Source organism: Brevundimonas mediterranea (genome assembly GCF_014196125.1).
Lineage (GTDB): Bacteria > Pseudomonadota > Alphaproteobacteria > Caulobacterales > Caulobacteraceae > Brevundimonas > Brevundimonas mediterranea.
The window spans coordinates 1,576,642-1,597,299 of sequence record NZ_JACIDA010000001.1; the positions used below are offsets into that span (position 1 = coordinate 1,576,642).

At 69.0% G+C, this 20,658-nt stretch carries 16 protein-coding genes; 9 read left to right on the forward strand and 7 right to left on the reverse strand.

Annotation, left to right across the window (positions count from 1 at the left end):
* Nucleotides 1–4: 4 nt before the first annotated feature.
* The 4 genes from GGR11_RS07875 to GGR11_RS07890 all read right to left on the reverse strand — a co-directional run bounded on the left by GGR11_RS07875 (nt 5) and on the right by GGR11_RS07890 (nt 5,491).
* Nucleotides 5–949: a hypothetical protein gene (locus tag GGR11_RS07875; protein WP_183196155.1), complete on the reverse strand. Its 945-nt coding sequence runs from the start codon at nt 947–949 to the stop codon at nt 5–7.
* Nucleotides 950–967: 18 nt separating this feature from the next.
* The gene (gene carA, locus GGR11_RS07880) at nt 968–2,128 is read right to left on the reverse strand and encodes a glutamine-hydrolyzing carbamoyl-phosphate synthase small subunit (protein WP_183196156.1); all 1,161 of its coding nucleotides are present in this window, start codon (nt 2,126–2,128) and stop codon (nt 968–970) included.
* Between the two features lie 113 nt (nt 2,129–2,241).
* Complete coding sequence (locus tag GGR11_RS07885; protein ID WP_183196157.1) at nt 2,242–4,461, reverse strand: glycoside hydrolase family 3 N-terminal domain-containing protein; 2,220 nt, start codon at nt 4,459–4,461, stop codon at nt 2,242–2,244.
* A 250-nt stretch (nt 4,462–4,711) separates the two neighbouring features.
* Complete coding sequence (locus GGR11_RS07890; RefSeq protein ID WP_183196158.1) at nt 4,712–5,491, reverse strand: ZIP family metal transporter; 780 nt, start codon at nt 5,489–5,491, stop codon at nt 4,712–4,714.
* 67 nt (nt 5,492–5,558) lie between these two features.
* Between GGR11_RS07890 and proB the strand changes: the two genes are divergently transcribed.
* From proB to GGR11_RS07910, 4 genes are read left to right on the forward strand one after another with little or no spacing between them, the layout of a single operon-like run.
* Nucleotides 5,559–6,728, forward strand: coding sequence for a glutamate 5-kinase (gene proB / locus GGR11_RS07895; protein ID WP_183196159.1), 1,170 nt, complete (start codon nt 5,559–5,561; stop codon nt 6,726–6,728).
* Complete coding sequence (locus tag GGR11_RS07900) at nt 6,725–7,987, forward strand: glutamate-5-semialdehyde dehydrogenase (RefSeq protein WP_183196160.1); 1,263 nt, start codon at nt 6,725–6,727, stop codon at nt 7,985–7,987. The genes proB and GGR11_RS07900 overlap by 4 nt, the downstream gene beginning before the upstream one ends.
* A gap of 36 nt (nt 7,988–8,023) precedes the next feature.
* On the forward strand, nt 8,024–8,239 hold the full coding sequence (locus GGR11_RS07905) for an AbrB/MazE/SpoVT family DNA-binding domain-containing protein (RefSeq protein ID WP_183196161.1): 216 nt from the start codon (nt 8,024–8,026) through the stop codon (nt 8,237–8,239).
* The gene (locus tag GGR11_RS07910; protein ID WP_183196162.1) at nt 8,226–8,561 is read left to right on the forward strand and encodes a type II toxin-antitoxin system PemK/MazF family toxin; all 336 of its coding nucleotides are present in this window, start codon (nt 8,226–8,228) and stop codon (nt 8,559–8,561) included. Before GGR11_RS07905 ends, GGR11_RS07910 begins: the two co-directional genes overlap by 14 nt.
* A gap of 7 nt (nt 8,562–8,568) precedes the next feature.
* On the opposite strand, the gene GGR11_RS07915 is transcribed toward GGR11_RS07910, so the two are convergent.
* On the reverse strand, nt 8,569–10,998 hold the full coding sequence (locus GGR11_RS07915; RefSeq protein ID WP_183196163.1) for a membrane-bound PQQ-dependent dehydrogenase, glucose/quinate/shikimate family: 2,430 nt from the start codon (nt 10,996–10,998) through the stop codon (nt 8,569–8,571).
* Nucleotides 10,999–11,222: 224 nt separating this feature from the next.
* Between GGR11_RS07915 and GGR11_RS07920 the strand changes: the two genes are divergently transcribed.
* From GGR11_RS07920 to GGR11_RS07940, 5 genes are all read left to right on the forward strand, one after another.
* Entirely contained in the window at nt 11,223–12,650 is a 1,428-nt protein-coding gene (locus GGR11_RS07920) for an NAD(P)-dependent oxidoreductase (RefSeq protein WP_183196164.1), read from the forward strand.
* Nucleotides 12,647–17,158, forward strand: coding sequence for a glutamate synthase large subunit (gltB, locus tag GGR11_RS07925; protein WP_183196165.1), 4,512 nt, complete (start codon nt 12,647–12,649; stop codon nt 17,156–17,158). Before GGR11_RS07920 ends, gltB begins: the two co-directional genes overlap by 4 nt.
* Nucleotides 17,159–17,193: 35 nt before the next feature.
* Nucleotides 17,194–18,510 (forward strand): ammonium transporter, encoded by a 1,317-nt coding sequence (locus tag GGR11_RS07930; protein WP_183196166.1) that lies wholly within the window; start codon nt 17,194–17,196, stop codon nt 18,508–18,510.
* Nucleotides 18,511–18,633: 123 nt separating this feature from the next.
* The gene (locus GGR11_RS07935; protein ID WP_183196167.1) at nt 18,634–19,053 is read left to right on the forward strand and encodes an Hsp20 family protein; all 420 of its coding nucleotides are present in this window, start codon (nt 18,634–18,636) and stop codon (nt 19,051–19,053) included.
* Nucleotides 19,054–19,115: 62 nt separating this feature from the next.
* A complete protein-coding gene (locus GGR11_RS07940; protein WP_008260703.1) occupies nt 19,116–19,367 on the forward strand; it encodes a DUF1150 family protein in 252 nt (83 codons plus the stop codon).
* A gap of 45 nt (nt 19,368–19,412) precedes the next feature.
* Here GGR11_RS07940 and ptsN read toward each other — a convergent pair whose 3' ends face one another.
* Together ptsN and hpf are read right to left on the reverse strand one after the other, a co-directional pair.
* Entirely contained in the window at nt 19,413–19,880 is a 468-nt protein-coding gene (ptsN, locus tag GGR11_RS07945) for a PTS IIA-like nitrogen regulatory protein PtsN (protein WP_183196168.1), read from the reverse strand.
* A gap of 85 nt (nt 19,881–19,965) precedes the next feature.
* The gene (gene hpf / locus GGR11_RS07950) at nt 19,966–20,604 is read right to left on the reverse strand and encodes a ribosome hibernation-promoting factor, HPF/YfiA family (protein ID WP_183196169.1); all 639 of its coding nucleotides are present in this window, start codon (nt 20,602–20,604) and stop codon (nt 19,966–19,968) included.
* Nucleotides 20,605–20,658 lie beyond the last annotated feature (54 nt).

Genomic DNA, 20,658 nt, shown 5'->3' on the forward strand with positions numbered 1-20,658 from the left:
GGGCCTAACGCAGTTCCGGCGTCCGCCGCCGCAGCGAGGCCGTCAGCTTGGCCAGCTTCTGGCCGGCCGACTTGGGGCGGACCCGTTTGCGGTGTTCCAGTCCGCCGCCCCAGCGGTCGTGGACAGCCGTGTCCAGGTGGGGATGGCGGTCATGCTGGTGGACGATGGGGCTGACGGTCCCGTCCGGATTGACAACCTGTCCGTCGCGGAAGCTCAGAGCCGCGCCGGGCGTCAGGCCCAGGGTCGCCACGCGGCCGTAGTTGGGCCGGATGGTCGCGGCGGTCAGGCCCTGATGGATGGCCATGTTGAAGGCCGCCTGGTCGGCGCCGAAGGCCCCGCCGATCTCGGACCGGGGCGTGGCCGCCAGCGACAGGATCAGGCGCGACAGACGCGCGACCTCGGCCCGCGGTCCCAGCACCGTGCCGACGCACAGGCAGGGCTTGTCGCCCAGTTGCGCAGCCTGGGCCTCGCCGAACAGGGCGCGCAGATATTTCATGTTGAAGCCGTGGTCGGCCAAGGGCGTCTCGGCCTCGATGAAGGCTTCCAGCCCGTGCGGCGCGGGCGAAAAGGGCGCGGCCTGGAAGATGACGTCGCGCACGTCGCAGGCCAGGCCCGCGCCGGTCCGCTCGCCCAGCAGGCCGGCGAAGGCCACGAACCTCTGCATCACCGGATGCGGCGCCCAGCCGCGCCAGACCGGCGCATCGACGGCGGTCACATCATTCTGGGCCAGGAAAGCGCGCAGGCCAGGGTCGGCGTCGACCACCAGGGCGACCGGGCCGTCGAACACCGCCCGCAGGGACAGGACGAAGGGGGCGATGTCGGCGGCGTCGTATCCGGTGGCGTAGCCGACCACCGCATCCCCGTCGGGCAGGGGCTCGGTCCGGCGTCCGACCTCCAGCGCCTGGGCCAGCCAGTCCAGATAGTGCGACCGGACCGCCCCCCGTCTCATGACATCAGCTTCATGGCGTCAGCGCGGACCCATCAGGTCGGCGAACCGGTCGAACAGATACAGGCTGTCGGCCGGACCGGGCGAGGCCTCGGGATGGTGCTGGACGCTGAAGATCGGCTTGTCCTTGACCGCGATGCCGCAGTTGGTGCCGTCGAACAGGCTGACGTGGGTTTCGGTCACGGCGTCGGGCAGGCTGTCGCGATCAACGGTGAAGCCGTGGTTCATCGACACGATCTCGACCTTGCCGGTGGTCAGGTCCTTGACCGGATGGTTGGCGCCGTGGTGGCCCTGTTCCATCTTCACCGTCTTGGCGCCCAGGGCCAGGGCCAGCATCTGGTGGCCCAGGCAGATGCCCATCAGGGGCTTGCCGCTGGCGACCAGTTTCTGAATCTCGGGCACGGCGTATTCGCCGGTCGCGGCCGGATCGCCCGGACCGTTCGACAGGACGACGCCATCGGGATTGCGGGCCAGAACCTCTTCCGCCGTCGTCGTCGCGGGCACCACGGTGATCTTGGCGCCGGTCGAGGCCAGGGCGCGCAGGATGTTGCGCTTCACCCCATAGTCGATGACGACCACGGTCTTGCGCCCTTCAGTCTTCGGATGACCTTCCGGCCATTCCCACAGGCCCTCGTCCCATTCGAACGCCTGCAGCGTCGAGGCGGGCTTGGCCAGGTCCAGACCGACAAGGCCGGTCCAGGCGCGCGCCTGGGCGATCAATGCGTCCAGGTCGAACTGGCCGTCCGGATCATGGGCGATGACCGCGTGGGGGGCGCCCTTGTCGCGGATGATCTTGGTCAGGGCGCGGGTGTCGACGCCGGCCAGACCGACAACGCCGCGCCGCTTCATCCAATCGTCGAAGCTGGCGTCGGACCGATAGTTGGCCGGATCGGTCGGCACGTCGCGGAAGATGGCGCCCCGCGCCGAGGTGTCCGAACCGCCGCCCATCTGTTCGATGTCTTCGACATTGGTGCCGGTGTTGCCGACGTGCGGGAAGGTGAAGGCCAGGATCTGGCTCATGTAGGACGGGTCGGTCAGGATTTCCTGATAGCCGGTCATGGCGGTGTTGAAGACCACCTCGCCCAGGGCCGATCCGACCGCCCCGACGCCGATCCCTTGCAGGACCGTGCCGTCGGCGAGCGCGAGGACGCCAGTTGCGCCCGGAAGAATCTTAGTCGTCATGGGCGCGCTCCTACACACGAATCCGGCCTAAACGGAGGCCCCAGACCGCTGGACTAAACAAACGGCGGGGTCGTTAAGCCCTGCCGCCCGCCGGGTCAACGACCATCCGCATCCTAGGCCGGGCCGACCAGCCGGAACTGGGCCGCCGAACCGCCCTGAGCATGGGGCGCCAGCCACAGATCGAACAGGCCCGGCTCGATCCGATAGGTGCTGTCCTCGCCGATGAAGCCGAGCTGGCGGGCGTTCAGGCTGAAGCGCACCGTCTCGCTCTGGCCTGGCCGCAGCGTCACCCGCTTGAAGTCCTTCAGCAGCCGCCCCGGCTGGGTCAGGCTGGCGACCCGGTCGTGGATATAGAGCTGGACCAGTTCCTCGGCGACATGGGCGCCCTGGTTGGTGACGGTCACGGCCACGTCCAGCGTCCCGGCCCAGGCCAGTTGGTCGCTCGCCATCTGCACCGGACCATAGGCCACCTCGCCATAGGTCAAGCCGTAGCCGAACGGATACAGGGCCGTATTGGTCGTCTCGCGGTAGCGGGCCTTGTATTCCTCGATCGGCAGGTCCGGATTGGCCGGACGGCCGGTGTTCTTGTGGTCGTAGGAATAGGGCTGCTGGCCCGACTTGTGCGGGAAGCTGACCGGCAGACGCGCCGAGGGGCCGTGATCGCCGAAGACGACGTCGGCGACGGCGTTGCCCATCTGCTCACCCAGGAACCAGGTGACGACGATGGCCTGGGCGTTCTTGACATTGCCCTCCAGCGCCAGGGCCCGGCCGTTGCGCAGCAGGATGACCATCGGCTTGCCGGTGGCGGCCATGGCGTCGACCAGGGCCTGTTGCGGGGCCGGGACGACGATCTCGGTGCGCGACTGCGCCTCGCCCGACATCTTCTGGCTCTCGCCGATGGCCAGGACGATGACGTCGGCGTTGGCGGCCGCACGGACGGCCTCTTCGATCCCGCCGTCCAGCGGGGTCTCGACGCCCGAACCGCGCGCGACGGTCAGGGCTTGCGGATCGGTCATCGCGGCGCGGAAGCCGGCTTCCAGCGAGACGCGGCGCTCCGGCGCGCCCCAGATGGTCCACGGTCCCCAGACATTGTCCACATCGTCGGCGAACGGGCCGACCAGGGCGATCTTCTGGCTCTTGTTCAACGGCAGGATCTGGTTGTCGTTCTTCAGCAGGACCACCGACTTGCGGCCCGCCTCGCGCGACAGGGCGATGTGGTCGCGCGACCCGACCACGGCCTTTTCACGCACGGGGTCCGTGCCGCGATAGGGGTCGTCGAACAGGCCAAGGGCCGCCTTGGTGGTCAGGAGGCGACGCACCGCCTCGTCCAGCCGGGCCATCGACACTTCACCGCTCGCCACCAGGCTGGGCAGGTGTTCGAGATAGAGGCCCGAGACCATCGAGACATCGACCCCGGCGTTGAAGGCGATGCGCGCCGCGTCGCGGCCGTCCTCGGCGAAGCCGTGGGCGACCAGTTCCTGTTCGGAGGTGTAGTCGGAGACGACGAAGCCTTCGAAACCCCATTCGCCGCGCAGGATGTCGGTCAGCAGCTTGCGGCTGCCCGAGGCGGGCACGCCGTTGACGTCGTTGAAGGCGCTCATGATCGACAGGGCGCCGGCGTCCACCGAGGCCTTGAACGGCGGCAGATAGACCCCGCGCAGCGTCTGTTCGCTCATGTCGGTGGTGTTGTACTCGACCCCGCCGATGGCGCCCGAATAGGCGGCCATGTGTTTGGCGGTCGCCAGGACGGCGTCGCGGTCGTCCAGACCCTTGTCGCCCTGGAAGCCGCGCACTCGAGCGGCGGCCAGCAGATTGTTCAGCAGCACGTCCTCGCCGGCGCCCTCGACATTGCGGCCCCAGCGTTGGTCGCGAGCCACGTCCACCATGGGAGCGTAGGTCTGGTGCACGGCGGAGGCGGCCGTCTCGACCGCGGCGGCGCGGGCGGTGCGATAGGCCAGCTGGGTGTCGAAGGCCGCAGCCTCGGCCAGAGGCACGGGGAAGATGGTGGACAGGCCGTGGATCACGTCCGCCGCGAACAGCAGCGGGATCTTCAGCCGGCTTTCCTCCATCGCCACCTGCTGGATGCGGCGGCCGGTCTCGGCGCCGATGCCGTTGAACAGGCTGCCGACCTTGCCTTCGCGGATCAGGGCGGTGACGCGCGCAGGGTCCCCCGTGCCGTCCAGCGGATTGACCGCCGTGGGCATCCAGCGGAACGGGTCGGCGAGCAGGTTCAGCTGGCCCGCCTTCTCTTCCACGGTCATGGCCGCGATCAGATCTTCGATCCGCTGGCGGTGACGCTGAACGGCGCGGGCGGTTTCGGCGGTAGCAGGCATGGGGAAGACTCCGGCGCCCATCAGGGCGAGAAGCCCGAGGCCAGACAAGAAGTTTCGACGGGAAGCCGAAGGTTTTACAGGTCGCGTCTTCATGGGGCGCTCCTTCGGAAGGTCGGGCGGAAGATCGGCGGCGAGATCGTGCGGATCAGGCCGGGGAGGCATGTGGCCTAACCTCTGGCGCATGCCCCCGTCCAGACCCGCGCCGGATGTAAATGATGTAACTGACACGTCGGCGTCCACCGCGGGCCCGTCAACCCAGGGCGATGTCCAGGAACATCATGCCCACCAGGCCGATCATCAGACCGATCATCGAGCCGTCCCCCTTGGACTGTTCGCGGGTCTGGGGAATGATCTCGGCGGTGACGACATAGATCATGGCGCCGGCCGCCAGACCCAGGCCCCACGGCAGGGCGCCGGGCAGCATGCCCACCACCCCGGCCCCGATCAGACCGCCGACAGGCTCGACCAGGCCGGACGCCAGCGCACCCAGGAAGGCGGCCCCGCGCCCATAGCCCAGCGAGGCCATGGCGGCCGAGACGGCCAGGCCTTCGGGCATGTTCTGGATGCCGATGCCCAGGGCGGTGGCCAGGCCCTGGTGCATGTCGCCGCCGCCGAAACTGACGCCGACGGCCGCGCCTTCGGGGAAGTTGTGCAGGGTGATGGCGATGATGAACAGCCAGATGCGACGGGCAAGATGCTTGGACTGGGCCGGACCGATGGCCAGCATGTCCACCGGCGCAAACCGGTTCATCAGGCCGATGGCCGTCGCTCCGATCAGCACCGCCGCCGCCATCGTTCCCGCCGCCCAGGCCTGGGTCGCGCCCCCGGCCTGAAGCACGTCCACGCCTGGAATGATCAGCGAAAAGAAGGAGGCCGCCAGCATGACCCCGGCGGCGAAGCCCAGCAGCACGCTCTGGGTCTGTTGTCCGGGCCGTTTGACGAACAGCATGGGGGCCGCACCCACCGCCGTCATCATGCCCGCCGCCAGACTGCCCAGGGCGCCGGCCGCGATCGGGGAAAGGGATTCCATCATTCGCCTGCTGTGGCGGCGGATACGGCAAGAGACAAGCCCGAACAGTCGCGTTAGAGAAACCTTCATGTCCCAGGCCGCCGCCCTGCCCCCACGCCCAGACTCCGCCGCCAACGCCGCATCCGCCCTGACGGCGGCGCGGCGCGTCGTGGTCAAGATCGGATCCTCGCTGCTGATCGACGCCGAGACACGGCGGCCGACGCGCGACTGGCTGGCGGCCGTGGCGTCGGATCTGGCCGCGCTGAAGGCCGAGGGACGCGAGGTCATCGTGGTCTCGTCCGGCTCAATCGCCCTGGGCCGGGGGCGTCTGCCGAAACTGGGCGCGCGGCTGGAGGACAAGCAGGCGGCGGCCTCGGTCGGACAGTCTCTGCTGATGGCCGCCTGGTCCGAGGCCCTGGCGCCCCACGACCTGGTGGTCGGCCAGGTGCTGCTGACGCGCGACGACACCGAACGCCGCCGCCGCTGGCTGAACGCCCGCGCCACGGTCGAGGCCCTGCTGGGGCACGGGGTCATCCCCATCGTCAACGAGAACGACACCGTCGCCACCGAAGAGATCCGCTATGGCGACAACGACCGGCTGGCGGCGCGCACGGCCCAGTTGGCGCGGGCCGATCTGTTGATCCTGCTGTCGGACGTGGACGGCCTGTACACCGCCGATCCGCGGCGTGACTCGGAGGCCGCTCACCTACCCCTGATCGAGACCCTGAGCCCCGACATCCTGGCCATGGGCGGGGGCGCCAACACCCAGGCGGGGGTCGGCACCGGCGGCATGGCGACCAAGCTGGCGGCGGCCCAGATCGCCCGCTCGGCCGGCTGCGCCACCATCATCGCCTCGGGCCAGACCCTGTCCCCGCTGAGCGCCGTCCGGGCGGGCGCCCGCGCCACCCTGATCACCGCCCCTGACGGCCCCATGGCCGCCTATAAGCAGTGGATCGCCGGCAGTCTGTCGCCGGCCGGATCCCTGACGCTGGACGCCGGAGCCGTCGTGGCGCTGAGGGCGGGCAAGAGCCTGCTGCCCGCCGGGGTGACGGCCGTGAGCGGCGATTTCGAAAAGGGCGACTGCGTGCGCCTGATCGACCCCGAGGGCCGGGCCGTGGGCGTGGGCCTGGCCGCCTACGCCGCCGAAGAGGCCGCCCGCATCCGGGGCCGCCGCTCGGACGAGATCGAGGCCATCCTCGGCTATCGCGGCGCCTCGGTTCTGATCCACCGCGACGACATGGTTCTGGACGACCGATGACCGATCTTGAGACCCGAATGCTGGACCTGGGCCAGCGCGCCCGCGTCGCCGCCGTCGCCCTGCGTGAAGCGCCGGCCGCGGCCCGCACCCGCGCGCTGGAGGCGCTGGCGCAAAAGCTGACGGCGGCCGAGGCCGAAATCCTGGCCGCCAACGCCCGCGACGTGGACGCCGCCCGCGCCAATGGCATGACCGAGGCCCTGATCGACCGACTGGCCCTGACGCCTGCGCGCGTCGCCGGCATGGCGCAAGCGGTAGCGACCATTGCCGCCGTGCCCGATCCCCTGGGCGTCGAGACCGAACGCTGGACCCCCGCCAACGGCCTGGACATCGCCCGGGTCCGCACCCCTATCGGCGTGCTGGGCGTGATCTACGAGAGCCGACCCAACGTCACCGCCGACGCCGCCGCCCTGTGCATCCGTTCGGGCAATGCGGCCATCCTGCGCTGCGGTTCCGACTGTCTGCAGTCGTCGCTGGCCATCGCGGGCTTGATCGCGGAAGCCCTGAACGAGGCAGGACTGCCCGCCGATGCGGTGCAGTTGGTGGACACGCCTGACCGCGCGGCTGTGGGCCTGATGCTGACCGGCCTGGACGGCGCCATCGACGTGATCATTCCGCGCGGCGGCAAGAGCCTCGTCGCCCGCGTCCAGGCCGAGGCCAGGGTGGCGGTGCTCAGCCATCTGGAGGGGCTGAACCACACCTATCTGCACGAAGCCGCCGATCTGGAGGTCGCGCGGGCCGTGGTGGTGAACGCCAAGATGCGCCGGGTGTCGGTGTGTGGGGCGACCGAGACCTTGTTGGTGGATCGTGCGGGCGCCGAACGCCTGCTGCCCCCGGTCGCCGCCGACCTGATCGCCGCCGGATGCGAACTGCGCGGCGACGCCGAGGCCCTGGCCCTGGTCCCCGCCATGATCCCGGCCAAGGAGGCCGACTGGACCACCGAGTATCTGGCCCCCATCCTGGCGGTGCGGATCGTCGATGATCTGGACGCCGCCACCGACCATATCGCCCGCTACGGCTCGGGCCACACCGAGGCGATCCTCACCACCGACGCCGACGCCGCCGAACGGTTTGCGGCGCGGGTGGATAGCGCCATCGTCCTGATCAACGCCTCGACCCAGTTCGCCGACGGCGGCGAGTTCGGCTTTGGCGGCGAGATCGGCATATCCACCGCCCGCCTGCATGCGCGCGGCCCGGTGGGGGCGGAACAGCTGACCACCTACAAATACGTGGTGCGCGGCCAGGGTCAGATCAGACCCTGACTTGCCGTCGGTAAGGAAATTCCTTACCTTCATCGCATGATCAAGAGCCGCCTGACATCCAAGGCCCAGACGACCATCCCCCAGGCCGTGCGCGCCGCGCTGAGCCTGCAGGACGGCGATGAACTGCAATACGATCTGGACGGCGACCGGGTAATCCTGCGCAAGGCTCGCAAGGCGCCGGCTGAAGATCCGTTCGCAGCGTTCGACGAATGGGACAACGACGCGGATCGCAAGGCTTATGCCGGACTTTGAGCGCGGCGACGTCGTCCGCGTCCCCTTCCCCTACACCGACCGCAGCACCCGCCAGCATCGCCCTGCCCTGGTCGTCTCCGACGGCCCGCTGGGTGATGGAGACAGGCTGTTGTGGGTCGTCATGATCACCAGCGCCGACAACAGGCCGTGGGCTGACGATGTGTCGTTCGGCGACAGTTATGCTGACGCCGGGCTGCCCGCGCCGTCCGTCGTCCGACCCGCCAAGATCGCCGCCATCGACGTGGCCGTGGCCACCCGCCTTGGCCGCATCGACCAAGAGCGGCTGGCGCGCACGATGGACATCATCCGCGCCAGCCTTTGAGGCCTGACTAACCCCGCTGCGGCAGAGCATAGGCGATGACGTAGTCGCCGCGCGGCGTCTCCATGAAGTGGTGGCCGCCCGCCATGATGACGAGATACTGGCGGCCGTTCTGCTCATAGATCATCGGATTGGCCTGGCCGCCGGCCGGCAGCACGTCGGACCAGACCGTCTTGCCCGTCTCGATGTCGATGGCGCGGATCAGGTCGTCGGTGGCGGCGGCGATGAAGATCAGGCCGCCGGCCGTGACCACTGATCCGCCGTTGTTCGGCGTGCCGATCTCCAGCGGCAGGTGCGAAGGGATGCCCCACGGCCCGTTCTTGCGCGCCGTGCCGAACGGTCGGTCCCACAGGGTCTGGCCCGAGCGCAGGTCGATGGCCGTGATGCCGCCGTAGGGAGGCTCCTTGCACAGCAGGCCCGTCCACTTCACGCGCCAGCCGGCGTTGACGTCGATGGCGTAGGGCACGCCGATCTGCGGATCGCCGGCGCCCTCGCCCTTGGACAGGCTGCCGCCGCGCAGGGCCAGTTCCTTCTGCTGCTCGATGTAGCGCGGGTCGTCGCGCGGGAACCAGCCCGCCTCGTTCGCCTCTTCGCGCGGCACCAGCCGGTTGTAGTTGGGCATGTCATTATAGTTGGCGATGATCACGCCCCGCACCGGATCGACCGCCACGCCGCCCCAGTCCGAACCGCCGTTGTAGCCCGGATAGTTGATGTAGTGATTGGTCGAGGGCGGGGTGTAGTAGCCTTGGTAGTTCGCCTTCTTGAAGTTGATGCGGCACATCATCTGATCGATGGGGGACATGCCCCACATGTCGCGCTCTTCGAGATTCGGCTTGCGCAGGGTGGCGAACAGCGAAAACGGCTGGGTCGGCGCGCGCTGGCCCTGCTCGGTTCCGCCCGTGGTCGGGACCGGGCGTTCCTCCATCCCGTGCAGCATCTGGCCGGTGGCGCGGTTGAACACATACATGTCGCCCTGTTTGGTGGGCAGCAGCAGGGCCGGCACGACGCCGCCCCCCGTGGGATAGTCGATCAAGGTCGCCTGCGAGCCCAGGTCGAAGTCCCAGACATCCTTGTGGACCGTCTGGAAATGCCAGCGCGGCTTGCCCGTCGTCACATCGAGCGCGACCAGGGCGGTGGAATATTCATTCTCCTGCGGGCGGCGTGAGCTGGACCAGTAGTCGGCCGCCGAATTGCCCATCGGCAGATAGACCAGGCCCAGGGCCTCGTCCCCCGTGGCCGTGGTCCACATATTGGGCGTGCCCGGCGTATAGGTCTCGCCCTCGGGCGGCAGGCCGGTGCGGTCCGGACGCATCATGTCCCAGGCGAAGCGGAGTTCGCCGGTCTCGACGTCGAAACCCTGGATCACGCCTGAGGCGTTCCATCTTTTCTGGCCGTCCAGCACCTGGTGCCCGGTCACGATCACGCCCCGCACGATGACGGGCGGCGAGGTGATCGACACCATGCCGGGATAGGGGTCGCCCAGGCCGCGCTTGATGTCCACGGCGCCGTTCTGACCGAAGGCCGGGCAAGGCCGGCCGGTCTGGGCGTCGACGGCGATGATACGGCCGTCCAGGGTGCCTTCGATGATCTTGGTCGCGCAGGGCTGGGCCGGTTGGGCGTCGGCGCGCACGTGATAGGTCACGCCGCGGCAGGCGGCCGTATAGGGGATGTTCTCGTCCGCGACCTGCGGATCATAGGCCCATTTCTGCTGACCGGTCGCGGCGTCCAGAGCGAACAGCTTGTTGCGCGCGGAACAGAGATAGACGGTGTTTCCGATCTTCAACGGCGTGGTCTCGGCGCCCCAGCGCTCCTCCGGCAGATCGCCGGTGCGGAAGGTCCAGGCGCGTTCCAGTCGGCCGACATTGTCCTTGTTGATCTGGGTCAGGGGGGAATAGCGCTGGGCGCTGTCGGTGCCGCCCCAGGCGGGCCAGTCGGCGCCGGTCTTCAGCAGGGCCGGATCATTATAGGCGCCGCGTGCGCCCGGCAGCCGGTTCTCGATCCGGGCCTGGTTGGCCTGGGCGACCGCAAACCCGAACACCACGGTCAGAACCGCCAGCCCCAGGGCGCCGCCGCCGGCCAACCGTTTGCCGCCGCGCGGCTTCAGCACCGGCAGGGTCGCCAGAACCAGGGCCATCAAGACCAGAGGGCCGACCAGCCGTGGCACCAGGGCCCAGCCGTCCAGGCCTGTTTCCCACAAGGCCCACACGAGGGTGAAGAGGAAGGCGGCGAAATAGACCCACGCGCCCCTGACATCCCGCAACACCAGCAGAGCGCCGGCGACGATCAGCATCAGGCCGACGACCAGATAATACCAGGAACCGCCCAGGCTCAGCAGCTGAACGCCGCCGACGGCGAGAATGCCGCCGATCAGAAGAATCGACAGGCCCAGGAGGAGGGTCAGCCACCCACCCCATCCGCTCGGCGTGGTCCATCGCGGCATGGCGGTTCCCTTGAGAAATTAGAATGGGAAGCCAACGACCACGAGCCGGGGAGGTTCCGGCAGAGATCGGAAGGCTTGAAACCTGTTTCCCCAACCCCACCGATAGCGCACTTTGCTGTCTCGCATTTGGCCGTATCAGGATGTTTATTGCAACTTGAGCGGCTGCGACCGGGTCTCAGCAATAATATTTGCCTATGCCGGACCATTCGCGGCATAAGCGCCTCATGCACAAGACCCTGAAGCAAGGCGGGACTTTCGTCGTAGAGCCGCGCCGCCTATCCAAGGCCACAGCCGAACTGCGCGCGCGCGGGTTCGGAGAGATCACGATTCCGCCCTCGACCGAGACGGCCGAGAAACAGGCGTCGCGCTGCACTGACTGCGGCGTGCCGTTCTGCCAGAACGCCTGTCCGCTTCAGAACAACATCCCCGACTGGCTGCGGCTGTCGGCCGAGAACGAGCCGCGCGAGGCCTGGCGCGTCGCTTCCCTGACCTCGACCATGCCCGAGATCTGCGGCCGCATCTGCCCGCAGGACCGGCTGTGCGAGGGCGCCTGCACCCTGAACCAGTCCGGATGGGACGCCGTGACCATCGGCTCGGTCGAGGCCTGGCTGGGCGATCAGGCCTTCGCCAACGGCTGGGTCGAACCGATCCGCCCGGCGGCCGAACGCGGCGAGACCGTCGGGATCGTCGGCGCCGGGCCGGCCGGCATGGCCGCCGCCGACCGTCTGCGCAGCGAAGGCTATCAGGTCACGGTCTATGACCGGCACGACCGCGCCGGCGGCCTGCTGATCTACGGCATCCCCGGCTTCAAGCTGGAGAAGCACGTCGTCCAGCGCCGCGTGGACCGTCTGATCGACGGCGGGGTCCAGTTCGTGCTGGGCTGCGAAATCGGCAAGGACGTGACCCTGGCCGAACTGCGCGAGCGCCATGACGTCGTGCTGCTGGCCATGGGCGTCTATCAGCCGCGCATCCTGTCGGCGCCGGGCCGGGGTCCGGATTCGACCGTCGCGGCCCTGTCCTATCTGACGCACCAGAACCGGCGCGACCTGGGCGACGCCGAGGAAGACGGTTGGCACGAGGCGCGCGGCAAGCGGGTGGTCGTGATCGGCGGCGGCGACACCGCCATGGACTGCGTCCGCACCGCCGTCCGCCAGGGCGCGGCCTCCGTCACCTGCCTGTATCGTCGCGACCGCGAGAACATGCCCGGTTCGGCCCGCGAAGTGGTCAACGCCGAAGAAGAAGGCGTCGTCTTCGAATGGCTGGGCGCGCCCAAGGCCCTGCTGTCCCAAGGCGATGTCGTCACCGGCGTGCGCGCCGCGCGGATGCAGCTGACCGAGGCGGCTCCCGGCGAGCGGCGCGACATCGTGCCCGTCCCCGGCGCCGACTTCGACATTCCGGCCGACATCGTCATCGAGGCCCTGGGCTTCTCGCCCGAGCCGTTCGCGGCGCATGAGCCCGATCTGCGCCTGCGCGACGACGGCACCATCCGGGTCGGCTCCGTCAGCTTCGCCACCAGCCTGCCCGGCGTGTTCGCCGCCGGCGACGCGGTGCGCGGCGCCTCCCTGGTCGTCTGGGCTGTGCGCGAAGGCCAGGACGCCGCCGCCGAAATCGACCGTTACCTGAAGACCCGCACCGAGGAGGTCGCGGCATGACCGATTGGCTGAACAAGTACGAAGAAACCCGCGACCGCCTGGAAGCCGGCCACGCCTATGACCGCGCGTCCGAGCGCGACGCCTGCGGCGTGGGCCTGGTCTGCTCCATCGACGGCACGCCGCGCCGCGACGTGGTCGAATATGCGATCCGCAGCCTGAAGGCCGTGGCCCACCGGGGCGCGGTCGATCCCGACGGCCTGTCGGGCGACGGGGCCGGCATCATGGCCGAACTGCCCCAGGGCTTCTTCGCCGACCAGGTGGCCTCGATCGGCCAGTCCCTGCGGCCCGGCCCGATCTGCGTCGGCCAAGTCTTCCTGCCGCGCACCGACCTGGGCGCCCAGGACCGCGCCCGCGCCATCGTCGAGACCGAAGCCCTGCGCGCTGGCTTCTGGATCTATGGCTGGCGTCAGACGCCCATCGATCTGTCGGTGGTGGGGACCAAGGCCGGCTCCACTCGGCCCGAGATCGAACAGATCATGCTGGCCCCGCCGCTGGACGACGCCGGACAGCCGCTGGACGGCGAGGCGCTGGAGCGCGAGCTGTACCTGTGCCGCCGCCGGATCGAGAAAACGGTCAAGACCGAGAACCTGGCCGCCGTCTACATCTGCACCCTGTCCGCGCGCTCCATCGCCTACAAGGGGATGGTGCGGGCCGAGCTGCTGGGCAATCTCTATCCCGACCTGGAGGATCCGCGCTTCGTCTCGGCCTATGCCGTCTTCCACCAACGCTATTCGACCAACACCTTCCCCGAATGGAAGCTGGCCCAGCCCTTCCGCATGATGGCCCACAACGGCGAGATCAACACGCTGAAGGGCAATCTGAACTGGATGAAGTCGCACGAGATCCGCATGGCCGCCCAGGCCTTCGGCGACCGCGACCGCGAGGTGAAGCCGGTGGTTCAGCCGGGCGGGTCGGACTCGGCCGCCCTGGACAATGTCATGGAGGTGCTGGTCCACGCCGGGCGCCCCGCGCCGATGGCCAAGGCCCTGCTGATCCCCGAGGCCTGGGCCAAGGACGACGTGGTCATGCCGCCCGAACACCGGGCCTTCTACGCTTACTGCAACGCGGTCATGGAGCCGTGGGACGGCCCGGCCGCCATCTGCGCCGCCGACGGCCGCTGGATCGTGGCGGGCAAGGACCGCAACGGCCTGCGCCCCCTGCGCGCGGTTGAGACCGTGGACGGCCTGCTGATGGCCGGGTCGGAAGCCGGTCTGGTGCCGATTCCCGAGAGCCGGGTGAAGCGCCGCCTGCACATCGGCCCCGGCAAGCTGATCGCCGTCGATATGAAGCACGGCCGTCTGTACGACGAGCACGAGGCCATCGACGCCCTGGCCGCCGCCCACCCCTATACCGAGTGGCTGGACAATATGGTCGATCTGGAGCCGATCATCGGCCCCGGACCCGAACCACGCTCGACCTCGGGCGATGATCTGACGCGCCGTCAGATCGCCGCCGGCTTCAGCCGCGAGGATTTGGACCTGTTGCTGGACGCCCTGGTGCGCGACGGCAAGGAGGCGGTAGGCTCGATGGGCGACGACGCCCCGCCGGCGGTGCTGTCGGCCCTGCCGCGCCCGCTGTCGCACTACTTCCGCCAGAACTTCAGCCAGGTGACCAACCCGCCGATCGACCCGCTGCGTGAAGCGGGGGCGATGAGCCTGAAGACCCGGTTCAAGAACCTGGGCAATATCCTGGCCCAGGAGGCGGCCCAGACCGACGTCTTCGTGCTGGACAGCCCGGTGCTGACCAACGGCATGTACGAGCGGATGGTCGAGACGGTCGGGGCCGGTTCGACCGTGGTCATCGACTGCAGCTATGACACCCCGTCCGAGGACGCGCGGCCCGGCGCCGGCCTGCGCGCGGCGCTGGACCGGATCATGGACGAGGCCGAGGCCGCCGCCCGTGACGGCGCGGCCCTGATCGTGCTGACGGATCAGCAGGGTTCCGCGACTCGTCTGGCCGCGCCGATGATCCTGGCCACGGCCGGGGTTCACGGCCGCCTGACCCAGGCGGGTCTGCGCTCCTATTGCTCCATCGTGGTCCGCACAGCCGAGACCCTGGACCCGCACGGGTTCGCGGTCCTGGTCGGGGTCGGCGCGACCACCGTCAACGCCTGGCTGGCCCAGGACCTGTTCCAGGAACGTCTGGACCGGGGCCTGTATCCCGGCCTGACGCTGCGCGACGCCTGCCTGAACTACAAGAAGGGCATCGAGGCGGGCCTGCTGAAGACCCTGGCGCGCAAGGGGATCAGCGTCATCTCCGCCTATCGCGGCGGCTGCGAGTTCGAGGTGCTGGGCCTGTCGCGCGCCCTGACGGCGGAATTCTTCCCCGGCGCCCCGTCGCGCATCTCCGGCATCGGCCTGGCCGGTCTGGAGCAGGCGGCGATGAAGCGGCACACGGTCGCCTGGGGCGAGGCCCGGCCCTCGCCCGCCATCGGCGGCTTCTTCAAAATCCGCTCGGGCGGCGAGGCCCACGCCCACGAGGCCAAGACCATCCACCTGCTGCAGGACGCCTGCAACCGCGGCGACTATCGCCGGTTCAAGCAGTTCTCGGAAGCCGTCCGCAATCAGCCGGACCTGAGCCTGCGCGACCTGCTGGACTTCCGCGAGGGCGTCGCCATCCCGGTCGATCAGGTCGAGAGCGTGTCGGACATCCGCCGCCGCTTCCTGACCCAGGCCATGTCCCTGGGCGCCCTGGGCCCAGAGGCGCACGAGACCCTGAACATCGCCATGAACCGCATCGGCGCCCGCTCGGTCTCGGGCGAGGGCGGCGAGGATCCGGAACGCTATCACCCGCGCCCCAACGGCGACGACGCCAACTCGGCCGTCAAACAGGTGGCCTCGGGCCGGTTCGGCGTCACGGCCGAATATCTGAACCAGTGCCGCGAGATCGAGATCAAGGTGGCCCAGGGCGCCAAGCCCGGCGAGGGCGGGCAACTGCCCGGCTTCAAGGTGACCGAGTTCATCGCCCGGATGCGCCACGCCGTGCCCGGCACGACCTTGATCAGCCCGCCGCCGCACCACGACATCTATTCGATCGAGGACCTGGCCCAGCTGATCTATGATCTGAAGGCCATCAATCCCGACGCCAAGGTGACGGTGAAACTGGTGTCCGCCTCGGGCATCGGGGCCATCGCCTCGGGGGTGGCCAAGGCCAACGCCGACGCCATCCTGATCGCCGGCCACAACGGCGGCACCGGCGCCTCGCCCCAGACCTCGATCAAGCATGCCGGCCTGCCGTGGGAGATCGGCCTGGCCGAAGCCCACCAGGTGCTGACGCTGAACAATCTGCGCGGCTCGGTGACCCTGCGCACCGACGGCGGGGTCCGCACCGGCCGCGACGTGGTCATCGCCGCCATGCTGGGCGCCGAGGAGTACGGGGTGGGCACCGCCGCCCTGATCGCCATGGGCTGTCTGATGGTGCGCCAGTGCCATTCGAACACCTGCCCCGTCGGCGTCTGTTCGCAGGACGAGCGGCTGCGCGAGAAGTTCACAGGCACCCCGGACAAGGTGGTCAACCTGTTCACCTTCATCGCCGAGGAGACCCGCGAGATCCTGGCCTCGATCGGCGCGCGGACGATGGACGAGATCATCGGCCGCACCGACCTGCTGCGTCAGGTCCGGCGCGGCGGCTCGCACCTGGACGACCTGGACCTGAACCCCCTGCTGGTCCAAGTGGACGAGGGCGCGGCCGGCAAGTGGGCGGACAAGGTGCGCAAGCCCATCGCCGACAGCCTGGACGCCCGGGTGCTGAAGGACGCGGTGCGGTTCCTGGATCGCGGCCAGACGCTGGAACTGTCCTATCCGCTGAACAACACCCAGCGCACGGTCGGCGCCGCCGTGTCCTCCGCCATCGTGCGGCGGTTCGGGGCGCAGGGGCCGGCCGGTCGTCTGAAGCTGCGTCTGGAAGGCATCGCCGGCCAGAGCTTCGGCGCCTTTGCGGCCAAGGGTCTGGAACTGCATCTGACGGGCGAGGCCAACGACTATGTCGGCAAGGGCCTGTCGGGCGCCGAAATCTCGATCCGCACGCCGGAATGGCGCGAGGACCAGCTGATCTGCGGCAACACCACCCTGTATGGCGCGACCTCGGGCCGGCTGTTCGTGGCCGGTGCGGCGGGCGAGCGGTTCGCGGTGCGCAACTCGGGCGCCGAGGCGGTGGTCGAGGGCCTGGGCGCGCATGGCTGTGAGTATATGACCGGCGGCCGGGTGGTCGTGCTGGGCGGGGTCGGCTGGAACCTGGCGGCGGGCATGAGCGGCGGCGAGCTGTTCGTGCTGGACCAGCCGGGCTTCGCCGAGCGGGCCTTGAACGGCGACCTGGCGGGCGTGGCCGACATCGACGCGGCGGCGGCCGAACGGCTGCGCGATCTGGTCGAGGCGCACCTGACGGCGACCGGTTCGCCGCTCGCGCGCCGCCTGCTGGGCGACTGGGACAACACGCTTGACCGTTTCGTTCGCATCGTACCGCTCACGGACATTGTCAGGACGGAGGAACGGCTTAAGACTTCTGCCTGAGCCGTTCTTCACCTCTCCTCCCCGAGACGCCTGAAATGACCCGAACCGCCGCCCTGTCCGCAATCGCCGTCGCTGGAGCGGCGTCGCTCGCCTCTCCTGCCCTGGCGGCTGCTCCCGCCCTGCTGGCGCATCAGGCGCCCCTGGTCATCGACAATGCGGCCACGGCCTGGATCCTGACGTCCACCGCCTTGGTGCTGCTGATGACCCTGCCGGGTCTGGCGCTGTTCTACGGCGGCATGGTGCGCAAGAAGAACATCATCAGCGTCATCGCCCAGTCGGCGGCGGCCTTCGCCATCGTCTCGGTGCTGTGGTTCCTGGTCGGCTACAGCCTGTCGTTCGGCAAGGGGCCGGATGCGGTCAACGGCCTGGTCGGCGGGGTCCAGGCGGCCTTCCTGAACGGGGTGACGATGGAGACGGCGCACAGTCTGCTGCCCGGCCTGCCGGAACTGCTGTTCGTCAGCTTCCAGATGACCTTCGCCATCATCACCCCGGCCCTGATCGCCGGCGCCTTCGCCGAGCGGATGAAATTCTCGGCCAGCCTGCTGTTCTTCGCCCTGTGGCACCTGATCGTCTATGCGCCGATCTGTCACCAGGTCTGGGGCGGCGGCTATCTGGGGAGCCTGGGCGTGCTCGACTTCGCCGGCGGGGCGGTGGTCCACGTCAATGCGGGCGTCGCCGGCCTGGTCTGCGCCCTGGTGCTGGGGCCGCGCCACGGCTTCGGCCGCGACAACATGGCCCCCGCCAATCTGGTCTATAGCGCCATCGGCACCGGCCTGCTGCTGGTCGGCTGGATCGGCTTCAACGCCGGATCGGCCGGCGCCGCCGACGCCCTGGCCGCCACCGCCGCCTTCAACACCATCCTGGCCGCCGGGGCTGCGGCCCTGGGCTGGATGACCGTCGAATGGTTCGACCGCAAGCGCCCGACCCTGCTGGGCCTGTTGTCGGGCGTCGTCGGCGGTCTGGTCGCCATCACCCCCGCCGCCGGCTTCGTCGATCCCAAGGGCGCCTTCTTCATCGGCCTGATCGCCGGCCCGGCCTGCTACGCCGGGGCCGTCTGGCTGAAGCATGCGTTGAAGTACGACGACAGCCTAGACGCCTTCGGGGTGCACGGGATCGGCGGCATCGTCGGCGCCCTGCTGACCGGGGTCTTCGCCACCACCAGCATCAACGCCCTGTCCGAGGGCGCGACGGTGTGGAAACAGGCGCTGGGCCTGGGCGGGGCCATCGTCTGGAGCGCGGTCGGCACCTTCGTGGTCCTGATGATCTGCAAGTTCACCACGGGCCTGCGCGTCACCAGGGACGAAGAGGTCGAGGGGCTGGACTATACCCAGCACGGTGAAGCCATCCACTGACGTGATCGGGGAGCGGCGGCGCGCACGGTTGATCCCGGCCGCGTCAGCCCCCATCTTCCTCGCTGACCAGAAGCCCTGCCGAATGCGGGGGGCCGGACGGTCGGTCGCTTTTCGAGGACCCCGATGACCACGCGAACCATCCTGTTCGACAGCCCCTTTCTGCTCGGCTTCGACCACACCCGCGCCCTGATCGACCGCGCCGCCAAGGCGGCGGCCGAGAGCTATCCCCCCTATAATGTCGAACAGATCGGCGAGGCGGGGGTCCGCATCAGCCTGGCGGTGGCCGGGTTTGCGCCGGAAGAACTGGCCATCACCCTGGAAGGGCGGCAGCTGACCATCGCCGGCAAGCGCGACGATGCTGGCAAGAGCGAACAGGCCTTCCTGCATCGCGGCATCGCGGCGCGAGGCTTTGTACGCAGCTTCGTCCTGGCCGACGGGCTTGAGATCGAGGGCGCGCGGCTGGAACACGGCCTGCTGCATGTCGATCTGATCCGGCCCGAGGCCGAGCGCCAGGTGCGGCGCATCCCCATCACGGCCGGCTGAAAAGCGCAGCCGTTCGAACCGCCCGGCGATCCGGGCGTTGTCAAAGCGAAGGAGGCGGTCCTATGACGCCGATGATGATGACCAAGGAAGATTTCGCCGGACTGGGCGCCCCCGATCTCGTGTATGTGCGCGAGGTGAAGGCGTCCGACCTGCTGGAAGAGGCGGTCGAGATGAAGGACATCGCCTTCGACCCGAATCAGTCCCTCTACGCCGTTCACAGCGCCGACGGGGAACGGCTGGCCGTCATGCTAGACCGCGACACCGCCTTCGCCGCCGCTGTGGCGCACGAGCTGGAGCCGGTCTCGGTTCATTGAATAAGAGAAAGGGCGGCCGGTCGCCGCCCTTGACGGCCCGACCGGTCAGGCGGCCGTGGCGGGCGCCTCGTCCTTGACGAACAGGGCCTTGATCGCATCGACCGTCCGGGCCTGACGCAGTTGTTCACGCAGTTCCGGCGACCGCAGGGCGCGCGAGACCGCCGCCAGGGCGCGCAGATGTTCGGCCCCGTCCTTGGGCGGGGCGAACAGGGCCAGCAGCAGATCGACCGGACGATCATCAACCGCCTCATAGGCGACGGGGGTATCCAGGCGCACGAAGACGGCCGTAACCCGGTCGATCTCCTTCAGTCGCGCGTGCGGCACGGCGACGCCGGAGCCCAAACCGGTAGAGCCCAGGGCTTCGCGTTCCAGCAGGGCCTCGAAGATACGGCCCTGGTCGACGCCCAGAGCCTGGGCCGCGGCCTCGGCCACGGCATGAAGCGCCTGACGTTTCGACGAGGCGCCGCCACGCAGCACCACGCCGTTCGGCGCGAGCAGATCTGCGATATCCATGGGTAGCCCAACTCTAGATAAGCGACTGGCGGCCGCGGGCGCCCCTTTAGAGGCTCCCGCGGCAAAGTCAAACTAAGCCGTAAGTCTAATGCCCGTTCGACTTCTTCGTGCGCTCGGGGTCGATCCAGCCGACATTGCCGTCTGGGCGGCGATAGACGACGGACAGGCCGCCATGCGCCGCATTGCGGAACAGCACCACCGGATAGCCGGTCATATCCAGTTCCAGGACCGCGCGTCCGACCGTGATGGTGCGGATCTCGTGCTCGGTCTCGGCGATGACCATGCCCACGGGCGGCGGGCCGTCGTTTTCGCCGGTGTCGCCGAAGACGTCGTCCTCGACGCTGTCGGGATCCCGCAGCACGATGCTGCGAGCGACTTCGCGGGCGGCGTTTTCGGTCTTTTCAGGCGACAGGCCCTTGGGCCCGATGTGGTGATCTTTGAGCCGGCGCTTGTAGCGACGGACCCGCTTTTCGAGACGATCCAGCGCCTCGGTGAAGGCGGAATGAGCGTCGCCGCCCATGCCCGTCGTCACCAGGGTCTGGCCCGACGCGAGGCGGACCCAACAGTCCACCTTGAAGTTGTGGCCGTCCTTGGACACCACGACCTCGGCGTCTTCACCGCCGCGGGCGAAGTATTTTCCGACCCCGTCTTCGAGTTCCTGGGAGATGCGCGAGCCTAACGCTTCGCCGACATCCACTTGCTTGCCGCTGACTTGGACTTGCATACGGATAGAACGCTCCCGCCCGCATTTGGTGTCAATCGAGATCACCGATTTGTG